Annotated in this window: 11 protein-coding genes; 3 read left to right on the top strand and 8 right to left on the bottom strand. The window is 44.9% G+C overall.

Annotated elements, in window-relative coordinates; translation table 11 throughout:
- Window positions 1–14: 14 nt before the first annotated feature.
- Both fumC and FHW89_RS07605 read right to left on the bottom strand, forming a co-directional pair.
- Complete coding sequence (fumC, locus tag FHW89_RS07610) at window positions 15–1412, bottom strand: class II fumarate hydratase (RefSeq protein ID WP_172334415.1); 1398 nt, start codon at window positions 1410–1412, stop codon at window positions 15–17.
- A gap of 161 nt (window positions 1413–1573) precedes the next feature.
- Window positions 1574–2581: a tetratricopeptide repeat protein gene (locus FHW89_RS07605; protein WP_172334414.1), complete on the bottom strand. Its 1008-nt coding sequence runs from the start codon at window positions 2579–2581 to the stop codon at window positions 1574–1576.
- Between the two features lie 108 nt (window positions 2582–2689).
- Here FHW89_RS07605 and FHW89_RS07600 point away from each other — a divergent pair, with 108 nt between their 5' ends.
- The 3 genes from FHW89_RS07600 (at window position 2690) to FHW89_RS07590 (ending at window position 5694) form a co-directional block, all read left to right on the top strand.
- A complete protein-coding gene (locus tag FHW89_RS07600; RefSeq protein WP_172334413.1) occupies window positions 2690–3904 on the top strand; it encodes a serine hydrolase in 1215 nt (404 codons plus the stop codon).
- A 119-nt stretch (window positions 3905–4023) separates the two neighbouring features.
- Window positions 4024–4329 (top strand): YbaB/EbfC family nucleoid-associated protein, encoded by a 306-nt coding sequence (locus tag FHW89_RS07595; protein WP_172334412.1) that lies wholly within the window; start codon window positions 4024–4026, stop codon window positions 4327–4329.
- A gap of 684 nt (window positions 4330–5013) precedes the next feature.
- Window positions 5014–5694, top strand: coding sequence for a metal-dependent hydrolase (locus tag FHW89_RS07590; RefSeq protein ID WP_172334411.1), 681 nt, complete (start codon window positions 5014–5016; stop codon window positions 5692–5694).
- A gap of 172 nt (window positions 5695–5866) precedes the next feature.
- Here FHW89_RS07590 and FHW89_RS07585 read toward each other — a convergent pair whose 3' ends face one another.
- From FHW89_RS07585 to FHW89_RS07560, 6 genes are all read right to left on the bottom strand, one after another.
- Window positions 5867–6046 carry a hypothetical protein gene (locus tag FHW89_RS07585; RefSeq protein ID WP_172334410.1) on the bottom strand — a complete coding sequence of 60 codons (180 nt, stop codon included), beginning with the start codon at window positions 6044–6046 and terminating at the stop codon, window positions 5867–5869.
- Between the two features lie 69 nt (window positions 6047–6115).
- A complete protein-coding gene (locus tag FHW89_RS07580; RefSeq protein ID WP_172334409.1) occupies window positions 6116–7378 on the bottom strand; it encodes a glucose-1-phosphate adenylyltransferase in 1263 nt (420 codons plus the stop codon).
- On the bottom strand, window positions 7368–8801 hold the full coding sequence (locus FHW89_RS07575; protein WP_172334408.1) for a glycogen synthase: 1434 nt from the start codon (window positions 8799–8801) through the stop codon (window positions 7368–7370). The genes FHW89_RS07580 and FHW89_RS07575 overlap by 11 nt, the downstream gene beginning before the upstream one ends.
- 582 nt (window positions 8802–9383) lie before the next feature.
- On the bottom strand, window positions 9384–12191 hold the full coding sequence (gene polA / locus FHW89_RS07570; protein ID WP_172334407.1) for a DNA polymerase I: 2808 nt from the start codon (window positions 12189–12191) through the stop codon (window positions 9384–9386).
- A 212-nt stretch (window positions 12192–12403) separates the two neighbouring features.
- Window positions 12404–12964 (bottom strand): DNA-3-methyladenine glycosylase I, encoded by a 561-nt coding sequence (locus FHW89_RS07565; protein WP_172334406.1) that lies wholly within the window; start codon window positions 12962–12964, stop codon window positions 12404–12406.
- A gap of 180 nt (window positions 12965–13144) precedes the next feature.
- Window positions 13145–13489: a carboxymuconolactone decarboxylase family protein gene (locus FHW89_RS07560; protein WP_090472938.1), complete on the bottom strand. Its 345-nt coding sequence runs from the start codon at window positions 13487–13489 to the stop codon at window positions 13145–13147.
- Between the last annotated feature and the right edge of the window lie 231 nt (window positions 13490–13720).

The following is a 13720-nucleotide window of genomic DNA, read 5'->3' as shown; positions in this document are numbered from 1 at the left end:
TTGGGGTGAGGCTCTTATTTTAATGAACCTATCATATCTTCGGGGCGTACCCATTGGTCAAACTGCTCGTTGGTTAACAAACCCAGACCTATGGCGGCTTCACGTAATGATGTACCTTCTTTTAAGGCTGTTTTGGCAATTTTGGCGGCATTTTCATAACCAATGTGCGGGTTAAGCGCAGTAACCAGCATCAGCGAGTTTTCCAGGTGCTTTTTGATGCCTTCGTAGTTGGGTTCAATACCAACTGCGCAATGGTCATTAAAGGAAACACAGGCATCGCCAATTAAACGGGCCGATTGTAAAAAGTTGGCCGCCATAACCGGCTTAAATACATTCAGTTCGTAATGGCCGTTTGATCCGCCTATGGAAATGGCGACATCATTACCCATTACCTGGGCAGCCACCATGGTAACCGCTTCATTTTGGGTTGGATTAACCTTGCCCGGCATGATGGACGATCCCGGCTCATTATCAGGAATGTGGATCTCGCCAATACCAGAACGCGGACCAGAAGCCAGCATCCGGATATCGTTAGCTATTTTCATTAAAGATACTGCTATCTGTTTCAACGCGCCATGGCTTTCCACAATGGCATCATGAGCTGCCAGGGCCTCAAATTTGTTTTCGGCGGTGATAAATGGCAGATTGGTGAACTTGGCAATGTATTCGGCCACTTTTACATCATAACCTTTAGGGGTGTTGATGCCGGTACCAACAGCGGTACCACCCAAAGCCAGTTCAGACAGGTGATCCAACGTATTACGCAATGCTTTTAAGCCGTGGTTTAATTGTGATACATAACCAGAAAACTCCTGGCCCAGTGTTAAAGGCGTTGCATCCATCAGGTGGGTACGACCGATCTTTACCACATTTTTAAACGCTTCAACTTTAGCTTGCAATGTATCGCGTAGTTTTTCAATACCAGGGATGGTTACATCGATCAGTATTTTGTACGCCGCGATGTGCATAGCGGTGGGGTAAGTATCATTTGATGATTGTGATTTGTTCACGTCATCATTTGGGTGGATGAAAGTTTTGCCTTCGCCCAGTTTATTGCCCTGGAGTACGTGCGCGCGATTGGCTACCACCTCGTTCACATTCATGTTTGATTGTGTGCCCGAGCCGGTTTGCCATATCACCAGCGGAAATTCGCTGGCTAAAGCGCCGGTTAATATTTCGTCGCAAACCTGTGCTATCAGGTCGCGTTTTTCGGCGGGTAATACACCCAGATCGGTATTGGTATAAGCGGCGGCTTTTTTCAGATAGGCAAACGCGTCAATGATCTCTTTGGGCATCGATGCCTCCGGACCAATTTTAAAGTTATTGCGTGAACGCTCTGTTTGTGCTCCCCAGTAATTATCGGCAGGTACCTGTACCTCGCCCATGGTATCGTGTTCGGTTCTGAAACTCATGGTAGTATTAAAATTTTAGCAGGGCAAAGTTATGGTTTTATATGATGCAAGGGAATGGCTAAGCATAATCTTTTTAATACAAGGATAGATGCTACTCCAACTTACAATTCCGGAGAGTTACGAAGTTTTAAAAACTTCGTAACTCTATAATATTCATTATCTTAAAACTTCCTTCCAATCTTGGTCTCTAACCAATCTTCCAATGCCTTGCGTTTATCCTCATTCTGCTGCAGCCATTGGCTATCCGCGGCTTTATTAGCGCTCAGATCCATCAATCGGGCAAAGGCGGGCATGTGTTCTGTTTGGGCCAGTTTGTAAAAGAAACCCGCGTAATAATTCCGGAAGAAATCGTTTGCAGTTTGTTTTTCAGACAGCTGGCCAATGGCTATAAATATGGTCTTTAACTGGGCTGAAAGCAGATCGGCAGGGGAGGCGTACCTTCTGTTATCGGTAGTAGCGGCAGCGGTGGCTATGGCTTTGTTTAAAACGATATTATCAGCACCGGTTTTACTATCAGTTTTTAATGCGCCTCCTTTTAAAATACTTTGCATATTGGTATAAGCCTCGGCAGATCGCGGGCCATCGGGTTCCAACAATAAAAAATTGCATAAGGCCAGCAGGGCAGGGCCTCGTTTATTTTGATGGAAACAAACCAGGGCATACAAGCGCTGGCTATTGGCATGTTTTGGATCAAGTTTGATGGCCTCTATAGCCGCCTGCTCTGCATCGGCATATTTAGCTGCCCGGAAATAGGCCAGCCCAATGTTAAAGTACAAAGGCTGATAATCCGGCTTTATTTTTATTCCGGCTTTATAGGCATCAATAGCCTGTTGGGGCTGTTTGGCGGCATCATAAATACTACCCAGGAGTTCATAAGCTGGTCCGGTAAAATTGTTACTTGTTTTAACCACTTTATCCAGATACGGAACACCTTCCGTACCCTTACCCGATGAAAATAATGAAAACGCTATCTGGTAATTGGCCTGGGTATTTTCCGGATCAGAACTTAGCGCCTGCTTATATTTTTCGATAGCACCTGCGTAATTATGCGCGTTGTTAAGCTCAATTCCCTCTTTTACCAAGGTGCTTATATCTGCATTTTGAGCATGTGCAGCAATCGAAAACAAAATAAATGAACCAATGAGTTTGAGTTTTTTACCTAAATCCATAGCTAAACATACAAAGAGTATGAGCTAAACGAAAAAATTAAAAACTTTAATTCATACCTGCGTTATAATTTCTAATTTTCGCATTCGTTTAAGTTGAGAAATTTATTTATGAGATTAGTGTACCAAAGCTTTTTAACCCTTACCGCCTCCCTGCTGATATTAACATCCTGTTCGTCAAAAAACAATGATAAAAATAAAACGCTAAGTCCTGCCAACAGCAAACCTTTAGATACCACCGCCCTGCTGGCCTATAACCCCAAAAACGCCGATAAAAAAATTGATGAGGTAATGAAAGAGCTTCATCGTACCCGTGGTTTTAACGGCAACGTGCTGGTGGCCAAAAAGGGCAAGATAGTATACGAAAACGCGATAGGCTGGGCCGATTATCTGCACCGTGACAGTCTGAAACTCGGCTCTCAATTTGAACTGGCTTCGGTTACCAAAACCATGACGTCTACCGCCATTTTAATGCTGATGGAGCGCGGCAAACTCACACTTAACGATGATGTAAAAAAATTCTTTCCCGATTTTCCGTACGATGGTGTTACTATACGCCTGCTGCTTACCCACCGCTCGGGCATGATGAACTATGTATATTTTATTGATGATATATATCGCAGCCAACACCTGAACCAGAAGAAGGGCCTCACCAATGCCGAGGCCATGAAAATGATAGCCGACTATAAACCCAGGCCATTCAACGTACCCAACAAACGTTTTTTATATAACAACTCCAACTTTATGGTGCTGGGGGCGATTATAGAAAAGGTGAGCGGCATGAGCTATGCCGACTTCATGAAGCAAAACGTATTTGCCCCGGCCAGCATGGTGCATACCCATGTTTATTCCAAAGCCGTATATGATAAGATCCCGGTTGATGTGGTCGGTCACGACAGGGGGCAATGGCGATATTCTGTGGCGCAAAACTTCCTGGATGGCCCTGTGGGCGATAAAGGCATTTACAGCACGGTTGGCGATTTGTTCTTGTTTGATCGCGCTTTGCGTGCCGGTCGCTTATTGAAACAGGCCACACTCGATTCGGCTTATGTGCCGCGCAACCCTATGGTACATGGTCACTTTAGTTATGGTTACGGCTGGCGTACCTTTACCGCGCCAGGGCAGGAGGTGATTTACCACACCGGCTGGTGGCACGGGTTCAGGCATATTTACCTGCGCGATATGAAAAACGATATCACCATTGTGCTGTTAACTAATTTAGCCAATGGCAGCTTGCTAAAATTGGACGACCTGTTTAAAGCCGCGGGCATGCCTATTGTACGCAAAAGCGCTTACACCGGTAACGGTGATACCAATGATGATTAACTTTTGGAGAATGGTTGATTGAGTTGAATAAGTGAATGGTTAATTTTGTAAAACGCTATCAGCTCAACCAACTACTCACCCAATCAACATAATCAACTACTCACTTAATTTTAAATACCATGTTTGATAAATTAATGGAAGCCCAGCAAAAGGCTGGTGAAGTAAAAAAACGACTGGACGGAATCACCGTATCCGGTGTGGCCGAAGGTGGCAAGATCACCGTTACCGCAAACGCCAACAAAGTAATCCAATCCATCAATATCGACAGTGCTTTCCTGGCCGATGCCGACAAAGACGAACTTGAAGAGCTACTGGTAGTTGCTATCAATAAAGCGCTGGACCAGGCCGAAAATATAAGCCAGAGCGAAATGGCCGCCATGACCAAGAGCATGCTGGGCAACCTGGGTGGTATGTTTGGCCAATAAGCCCCAAAAGTGGGTTTACATGGTTTACACTTTTTTGGGTTAACATTTTTATATTTAATTGATAATCAATTACATAAATTCAATACACCTCAATATAACGTGTTTTTATGTAAACCCACTTTTGGGCATCTATATCTGCGGGAAACCCTGAGGGACTAAAAAGGCCAAGATAGGCTGTCACCCTGAGCTCCGTCGAAGGGTAGAGCGCAGAGGCCAACCCACCATGCTTCGACAGGGCTCAGCATGACACCCTTTTAGGGTAAATGTCTTTTCATAGTCTATTTTTATTTGCAGCTAAAATTCCCTCCTTGGGAGGGGCGCGATGGATAGTGTTGTGGCGGGGAGGGGTTCTCTGCTACCTGCGTCACGAATAAACCCCTTCCCCGCAAGAATTTTGTAAACCCCATAGGGCTTAAAGCTTTGTAGGTAGAAAAAGCCAATCCCAATTCAGTGCCGTAGGTACTATACTCAGGTTGCATACCTACGGCATGCCAGATGCTTGTAATTTGTTTTCTACAAAGCTTTTACTCCTCCGGAGCATCTCTAATCGCCTCTCCCAAGGGAGGGAGTCACACAACTCTAAGGCAGCTCTTCTTTGTAACTTTTCTGCCACGAGATACTTATATGTTGCAACATTTAGTTATAAGTATTTAGCTTTGACCCATCAAAACAAATAACAAAAAAATGAAAACTACCTATTACGGACAATCGACCATTGAGATAGAAACAGGCGGCAAAAAACTGCTGTTTGATCCTTTTATCACCCATAACGCGCTGGCTAAAGATATTGACATCCATACCATTAAGCCCCATTACATCCTGGTATCGCACGGCCATGGCGATCATGTTGCTGACCTGATCGAGGTACAAAAAAACAGCGGTGCCAAAGTGATCTGTATAGCCGAAATTGCCAACTGGCTTGGCAATAAAGGTATCGACAATGTACACGGCATGAACATTGGCGGCGGGTTCAACTTTGAATTCGGACGCGTTAAAATGGTGAATGCCATCCACTCCAGCACTATGCCCGACGGCGCGCCGGGTGGTAACCCCGCCGGATTTGTGATCTACACCAACGAAGGTAAGAACATATACTTTGCCGGCGATACCGCGCTTACCTATGATATGAAATTACTGGCCGATGATAACCTTGCCTGGGCTTATTTGCCGCTGGGCGACAACTATACCATGGGTGCCGATGACGCCATCAAAGCAAGCGCTTTTATCAATTGCAAAAACATCATCGGTATGCACTATGATTCGTTCCCGGTGATCGAAATCAATAAAGATGAGGTAAGGGAGAAGTTTGTGAAGGCTGGTATTAACCTTAAATTGCCAGCGGTAGGGGAAACGATAGAGCTGTAGGGTCTTTTTTTTTATTGTCATGCTGAACGAAGTGAAGCATCTGATCTACACCATGCATATTTACAAATAGATCCTTCGTTCCGCAGGATGACAAGATTATTAAAATAACATACTAAACAAAAAGGCCTCCTGAAAACATCGGGAGGCCTTTTTGCTGGTGAAAGAAAGATGATTACATTTTTGTGGTATCTTTTTTAGTAGAATCTTTCTTTTCTTTTTTGTGTTTCCACTTTTTCTTGGTCTTGGTAGTATCCGTTTGCACGGTACCATCGGTTTTCTTTACTGGGGCATACGCAAACACCGTGCTGGCAGAGATCGCAGCTAAAGCGATCATACAAATTGCTTTTTTCATACTTGTTCCGTTTAAATGGTTATTATATCTATAACAAATTAAATATGAAATGTTTGTATTAATTTTTAGTTAAATCACTGTTCCGTCTGGTATAACTGCCCGTTTTTTGATCACTACAATGCCGTCCTGTACAGTATGCGTGTCAAAATCTCCGTCGGGCAGTGTTTTACCCATGTTTATTTTAACATTGTTACCGATGTAGGTGTTTTTATCAATAATAGCATTCCTGATCTGGCAGTGTTCACCAATACCCATTATAGGCGAGTGGCTCAATTTCAATTCGGCTATTTGCTCCAGTGTCTGATAGCTGTCGTTACCCATTACATAACAGTTTTCAATGATGGTTTCTACACCAATACGGGTACGGATACCGATGAGCGAGCGGGTGATGCGTTTGGCATTGATGATACAACCATCGGCAATGATAGATTTTTCCATCGTTGTGCCCGATATTTTTGATGGCGGCAGCATACGCGCCCTGGTGTAAATATGGTTTTCGCCAAACAGGTTAAACTTGGGGATATCATCTGTTAAACCCAGATTGGCTTCAAAAAATGATGGAATGGTACCTATGTCTGTCCAGTAACCTTCGTACTGGAAGCTTGCCACCTTATATTCGGCGATGGATTGCGGGATGATCTCTTTACCAAAATCGGTGCGATCGTTCCCTTCCAGCAGCTCATATAAAAGCTTGCGGTTAAATATATAAATACCCATCGAGGCCAGGTAAACCCTGCCTTCGGCCTTCATTTCGTCGCTTACATCAGATGCCCAGCTTTCAAAATCCGATTTGGGTTTTTCAACAAAAGCGGTAACCATGCTGTTCTCATCTGTTTTTAAGATACCAAAACCCGGCACATCCGCGGCATCAACCGGAATAGTAGCTATGGAAATATCAGCGCCTGTATCCATATGGTGATTGATCATCTCTTCAAAATCCATCTGGTATAACTGATCGCCCGACAGGATTAGCACATAATCAAACTCATGAACGGCTAAATGGTGCAAACTTTGCCTCACGGCGTCGGCCGTACCCTGAAACCAAGCTCCACTTGTAGGCGTTTGTTCCGCTGCCAAAATATCCACAAAAGCATCACTAAAGCTGCTAAAGTGATAGGTATTTTTGATGTGCTTATTTAACGATGCCGAGTTAAATTGCGTTAATACATAAATACGTGTGATACCCGAGTGCAGGCAGTTGGAAATAGGGATATCAACCAGGCGGTATTTGCCGGCAATAGGAACCGCGGGTTTAGAGCGTGTAGCCGTCAGGGGGGATAAACGACTGCCCTGGCCACCGCCAAGTACAATGGAAATTACTTTAGATGTCATATCTCGTAGGGTTTAAACTTTCATACAGATCAATATATTCTTTTGCCGAACGGTCCCACGAAAAATCGAGCGCCATCATGCGTTTCCGCAGCTGTTGCAGCTGGGTTTGGTTTTTATACAATACGTTGGCGCGGAAAATAGCATGATAAATATCATCCACACTGGCATTATTAAAGCGGATGCCATAGCCGCCCTCGTCGCCAAAATCAATTACCGAGTCTATCAATCCACCGGTACTGCGCACCAGCGGCATGGTGCCATAACGTAAAGAGTATAGCTGGTTAAGGCCGCAAGGTTCAACCCGCGAAGGCATCAGTAAAAAATCGGCACCGGCATAAATGAGGTGAGCAAGGGCTTCGTCATAACCGATGAATACATTACACTGGCCGGGATATTTTTCTTTCAATTCCAACAGGGCTGTTTCCATTTCCTTATCACCCGAACCCAGGATCAGGAAGCTGGCTTCTCCCTCATTATCTTGAATAGTGCGTTCAATAGCTTCAGGAAGCAGATCGGCACCTTTCTCTACCACCAACCTGCCGATGAATACAAAAAGCGGTTTGCTTACATCCAATCCAAACCTTTCGCAGATCACCGTTTTATTGGCCAGTTTTCCTTTGGCTATTTGTTTGGCTGTAAATTTTGCAGCGATCATGGCATCGGTCTGCGGGTTCCATACGTCGGTATCAATACCATTGATAATGCCATAGCCTTTAGCGCTTTCCGTCCAGAACAGGTATTCCAACCCATTGGAGTTCATCGTAAGCTCGTGCAGGTAAGTAGGCGATACCGTGGTATATTTCCAGCAGCATTTTACAGCCGCAGCCAGCGGGTTAATGCCACCGGCCCAGTCCAGCAAACCTGTTTTTGTGAGGTCGATCTCGGGCAGGTACGACAGATTGTCCCAGCCAAAAGCGCCATGATACTGCCCGTTATGGATGGTGAACACCGTAGGCGTATTGGCCAGACGTTGGTACAATTTAGAGTGATACAACAGGAATGGCACCAGGCCCGAGTGATGATCATGACAATGAATCACATCAGGTGATTGCCCGCTGTAGCTTATCCAATCTAAAAAAGCCAGCTGAAAGGCAATAAACTGCTCCCGCTCATCCGGGTAGCTGTATATATTTTCACGATCAATCAGTCCGGGAATCTTTACCAGGTATAGCTCAAAACCCAGTTTATCGGTTTTTTCTTTCAGTATTTCAAAAAAAAGCCTGCGTGTGCCTAATAGCGTGGCCGCGCTGAAAACCACTTCAAACTCGTTTTCGCGGGTGAATTTACGATCGTAAAAAGGCATTACAACGGCCGCCTGCAAACCCGCCTGATTTTGGTATTTGGGCAATGCACCAACCACATCAGCAAGGCCGCCAACTTTGGCAACGGGGTAACATTCGGCACTCAGATGGTATATTTTCATTAAGGTTTTATTGGTTCAATTTAAGCAAAGATTGCTAAAAGAGAAACCTATCTGAATTAATATAGTTTTTGAAATTTAGACAGATTATTGTAAAAAACTTATTAAGATTTTGCAGCTTAAGTTGCGGTATTTGTACCAAAAACGCAGAAAACAGCCAATACCGGGTTGGGTATTTGGATACACTAAGCAAGCCCAATGATTCTAAAATCGCTTATATTTTATCTTATTCGTAAATAAATTATCGCCAACGATTAGAAGATGTTCGCAATTTCGGCCGGAGGCCGGTTAATAATGGTCACCCGGCTGGAGCCGAGCGACTGCGGGGCTATCCAAAAAGGCTGTCATGCTGAGCATCGTCGAAGCATGGTGGACAGGCCTTTGCGCTCTACCCTTCGACGGAGCTCAGGGTGACAGCCCGCTTTTTGTCACTATTTTTCATTGTGCCTTTTCATATGCTCCCTTTCGCCTCCTCTGGGTCTCCTAAAAGGGACCTTGTGGCTGTATGCAAACTCAGGGTCCCTGCGAGAGACCCTGAGCGGACAGTAAATCTTATTTCTTGATTCTTATCTCTTGCCTCTCCCCTTAATGCGCTTCGAGCCAGTTTAATCCTGTACCAATCTCTACCATGATAGGCACTTCGGTTTTGATGGCGGTTTTCATGTTGTGCATAATGATGGGTTTTATCAGTTCAATTTCGTGATTGGGCACATCAAACACCAACTCATCATGTACCTGCATGGTCATTTTGGCTTCCAGTTTTTGGGCTTTTATTTCGCGGTGAATGTTGATCATGGCTATCTTGATCATATCGGCAGCCGAACCTTGTATTGGCGCGTTAATGGCATTTCGCTCGGCAAAACCGCGTACGGTAGCATTGGCCGAATTGATATCGCGCAGATACCTGCGCCTGCCCATCAGCGTGGTTACATAACCATTTTCGCGGGCAAAGTTCATGGTATCGCTCATGTATTGTTTGATACCGGGGAACTGGGCAAAGTACTGTTCAATAATATCGGCAGCCTCCTTACGCGGGATACCCAGGTTTTGCGACAAGCCAAATGCCGACTGCCCATAGATGATACCAAAGTTTACCGCCTTGGCATTACGGCGCTGATCGCTGGTTACTTCATCCAGTGCCACGCCGTATACATTGGCGGCTGTAGCCGTGTGGATATCCAGGTTATCAATAAAGGCCTGCATCATGTTGGGGTCTTTACTGATCTCGGCAATAATGCGCAGCTCTATCTGCGAATAATCGGCAGATACAATACTGTGCCCGCTATCACGGGGGATAAAAGCTTTCCTCACTTCACGACCGCGTTCGGTACGGATAGGGATATTTTGCAGGTTGGGGTTCACGCTGCTTAGGCGACCGGTGGCGGCTACAGCCTGGTTATAGGAGGTATGCACACGACCCGTTTTAGGGTTCACCATAGTTGGCAGCGCGTCTACATAAGTTGATTTCAACTTTTGTAACTGGCGGAAATCGAGGATATCGCGTACAATATCGCTTTTGGCAGCAAGGGATAACAATACATCCTCGCCGGTTTGGTATTGGCCGGTTTTGGTTTTTTTGGCTTTGGGGTCAAGCATCAGTTTTTCAAACAGCACCTCGCCCAGTTGTTTTGGCGATGCGATGTTGAACCGCACTCCTGCTTTTTCGTACACTGTTTTTTCAAAACCGGCAATATCGGTTTCCAGTTGCTTGGAGAATTCGCGCAGGGTATCATGATCGATCTTTACACCCTCAAACTCCATATCGGCCAGCACATATATCAGCGGGTGTTCAATTTCGTTGATGAGTTTTTCGCTTTCTACCTGCTTTAGTTTGGGTTCAAAAATATCTTTAAGCTGCAGGGTGATGTCGGCATCCTCGGCGGCGTATTCTTTAATCTTTTCAATCTCCACATCGCGCATATTGCCCTGATTTTTGCCTTTGGGACCGATGAGCGTAGTGATGGAAACCGGTTTATAACCCAGGTAGTTTTCCGAAAGAATATCCATGCCATGGCGCGTATCCGGATCGATCACGTAGTGCGCCATCATGGTGTCAAACAGGGCACCTTTTACTTCAATACCGTACCATTTAAGTATCAGGATATCAAACTTAATGTTTTGCCCTATTTTGCTGATGCCTTCATGCTCCAGTACGGGCTTAAATTCGGTCGCGATACTTTTGGCTTCATCCTGATTTTCCGGAACGGGTACATACCATGCCTCGCCCGGTTTTACCGCGAATGACAGGCCTACCAGCTCACAATAATTAGCATCGGTGCCGGTGGTTTCGGTATCAAAACAAATGGTTTGCTGTTTGAGTAACAGCGATATCAGTTCCGCACGTTTCTCCGGCGTGTCAGCCAGGTGATACTCATGCGGTACATTGTCAATATTTTTAGCCGCGGTAGCGGGCGGTTCATAAATGTCCTCCACATCAACCGTCATCGTGGTGCGGGCGGTAGCCACAGGGTCACCAAACAGATCGGTTTGAACTGAAACAGCCTTTAGTTCGGTAACGCTAAAGTCGTCGCCAAAAACCCGGCGCCCTAAAGTGCGGAATTCCAGTTCGGCAAAAAGCGGCTCTAAAAGATCTTTGCTTGGCTCACCCATTGCCAAACCTTCTTCGTCCAGCTCAACAGGAACATTCAGCAGGATGGTAGCCAGCTTTTTAGAGAGTAAGCCCTGTTCGGCATATTGTTCCACGTTTTCGCGCTGCTTGCCTTTTAACTCATGGCTATGGGCAATGATCTCTTCCATCGAGCCATATTGTTTGATAAGGGCTTTGGCTGTTTTTTCGCCAATGCCGGGGATACCGGGGATATTATCCACCGCGTCGCCCCATAAACCCAAAATATCTATAACCTGTTCTACGCGTTCAATTTCCCATTTCTCCAGCACCTCTTTCACACCCAGTATCTCCATTTCGTTACCCATGCGGGCCGGTTTGTAGATGCGGATATTTTCGGATACCAGCTGCGCGAAGTCTTTATCGGGGGTCATGCAGTATACCTGGTAACCCTTTTGTTCGGCCTTTTTAGCCAGGGTGCCAATGATATCATCTGCCTCATAACCATCGGAAGTGATTACCGGAATATTGAAACCCAGTATCACCTTGATCACATAGGGCAGGGCTTTGGACAAGTCCTCGGGCATAGCCTCGCGATGGGCTTTATAGGCCTCATAATCGGTATGACGTTCGGTAGGGGCATCGGTATCAAATACCACGGCCATATGTGTTGGCTTTTCTTTTTTCAAAACATCCAGCAGGGTATTGGTGAAACCCATTACCGCCGAGGTATTTAAGCCATTCGACGTAAACCGCGGACTCTTACTTAAAGCAAAATGCGCCCGGTAAATAAGGGCCATGCCATCCAAAAGAAATAGTTTTTTCATTGGTTATGATTACACTGATTTTATGTGATTTCACCGATCTATCTTGTGATTTCACTGATTATCAGTTGATATATGTTAAAGACTAAATTGAATTGTATCTTTTCAAAAATACAATTTATGTTGATGAATAGTGGCCAAGCGCATTCTAAAAATCAAATCCAAAATTCATTCTCCAAAAATCGGTGAAATCCCTAACTAATCGGTGAAATCCCCTACCTAAAATCGCAAGTAGCCAGGTGATCGTTAACCATCCCGGTGGCTTGCATGTGCGCGTAGCAAATGGTGGTGCCAAAAAACTTAAAGCCCCGCTTTTTCATATCCTTGCTGATGGCATCAGATATGGGCGTACTGGCAGGAACGCTCCGCTCGGGGTGATTGATGATCGGTTTTCCATCGGGCATAAAGCTGTACAGGTATTGATCAAACGAGCCAAACTCCTTTTGCACCTGGATAAACAATTGAGCATTGGTAATGGCTGCCAGAATTTTTAATCGGTTACGGATGATGCCCGCATCCTGCATCAGGCGTTCTACATCGGCATCGGTAAAGGCGGCTACCTTTTTTACGTCAAAATCAGCAAAGGCCTTCCGGTAATTATCGCGACGACGCAAAATGGTGATCCAGCTTAAACCGGCCTGTGCCGATTCCAGTATCAGGAACTCAAACAGTACTTTATCATCATGGGTTTCTTTACCCCATTCTTCGTCATGATATTTCATGTACAAAGGATCGGTACCAGCCCATGCGCAGCGGGTTAAGTTTGGATTAGTCATATCATCTATTTGATTAAAAATTATAGAACCCGTCATTGCGAGCGATAGCGTGGCAATCCCCTACTTACAGAGCGGCTCCGCTAATCGGGGATTGCCACGTCGTTCCTCCTCGCAATGACGCGCGGGTTAATGTAGGGCTAAAACTAACTTTCTAATTAGCTTACAACAACCCGTTACTTACTAAGCCTCATTCAACTCATCCCAATACTCTACCGCCCTGCGGTAGTGGGGTATCACAATGGAGCCGCCTACCAGGTTGGCTATCATGAATATCTCGTTCATTTCGTCGCTGTTTACACCGGCTTCATGGCATTTGCCCAGGTGGTATTTAATACAATCGTCGCAGCGCAAAACCATACTGGCTACCAGGCCCAGCATTTCTTTGGTTTTAACATCCAGCGCGCCATCGGCATAACTGGTGGTATCCAGCGCAAAAAAGCGTTTAATATTCGTGTTGGCGGTTTCCATGATCCTATCATTCATTTTGGTACGATAGGCGTCAAATTCTTCTACAAGTTTTCCCACGGTAGTTCAATTAGTAAATTATTGAGTTAGTGAATTAGTGATTGTTTACAAACTTTTTAAAGGTATGATTTTAACATTTTTTTGTTTAAAAAGTAGGCAAAAGCGGGTTAAAAACAACTTGAAATAAATTCAAAACCTTCGATTTAACACTTTTTGATAAGCTTTTGATATGTTTTAAAAAATTTAAAAAGTGTCAATTATCCAATTGCCAAATATGTACATACTAAGCGC

Origin of the sequence: Mucilaginibacter sp. SG564 (assembly GCF_013149275.1) — a bacterium.
Lineage (GTDB): Bacteria > Bacteroidota > Bacteroidia > Sphingobacteriales > Sphingobacteriaceae > Mucilaginibacter.
The sequence above is the reverse complement of the archived record's forward strand: the minus strand, read 5'-3'. Positions and strand labels throughout refer to the sequence as shown.

Excerpts from the sequence above, each read along its gene's own strand:
- FHW89_RS07565 (WP_172334406.1), bottom strand. The coding sequence starts at position 12,964 with ATGACTAATCCAAACTTAACCCGCTGCGCATGGGCTGGTACCGATCCT.
- FHW89_RS07600 (WP_172334413.1), top strand. The coding sequence starts at position 2,690 with ATGAGATTAGTGTACCAAAGCTTTTTAACCCTTACCGCCTCCCTGCTG.
- fumC (WP_172334415.1), bottom strand. The coding sequence starts at position 1,412 with ATGAGTTTCAGAACCGAACACGATACCATGGGCGAGGTACAGGTACCT.
- FHW89_RS07585 (WP_172334410.1), bottom strand. The coding sequence starts at position 6,046 with ATGAAAAAAGCAATTTGTATGATCGCTTTAGCTGCGATCTCTGCCAGC.
- polA (WP_172334407.1), bottom strand. The coding sequence starts at position 12,191 with ATGAAAAAACTATTTCTTTTGGATGGCATGGCCCTTATTTACCGGGCG.
- FHW89_RS07580 (WP_172334409.1), bottom strand. The coding sequence starts at position 7,378 with ATGACATCTAAAGTAATTTCCATTGTACTTGGCGGTGGCCAGGGCAGT.
- FHW89_RS07595 (WP_172334412.1), top strand. The coding sequence starts at position 4,024 with ATGTTTGATAAATTAATGGAAGCCCAGCAAAAGGCTGGTGAAGTAAAA.
- FHW89_RS07605 (WP_172334414.1), bottom strand. The coding sequence starts at position 2,581 with ATGGATTTAGGTAAAAAACTCAAACTCATTGGTTCATTTATTTTGTTT.
- FHW89_RS07575 (WP_172334408.1), bottom strand. The coding sequence starts at position 8,801 with ATGAAAATATACCATCTGAGTGCCGAATGTTACCCCGTTGCCAAAGTT.
- FHW89_RS07590 (WP_172334411.1), top strand. The coding sequence starts at position 5,014 with ATGAAAACTACCTATTACGGACAATCGACCATTGAGATAGAAACAGGC.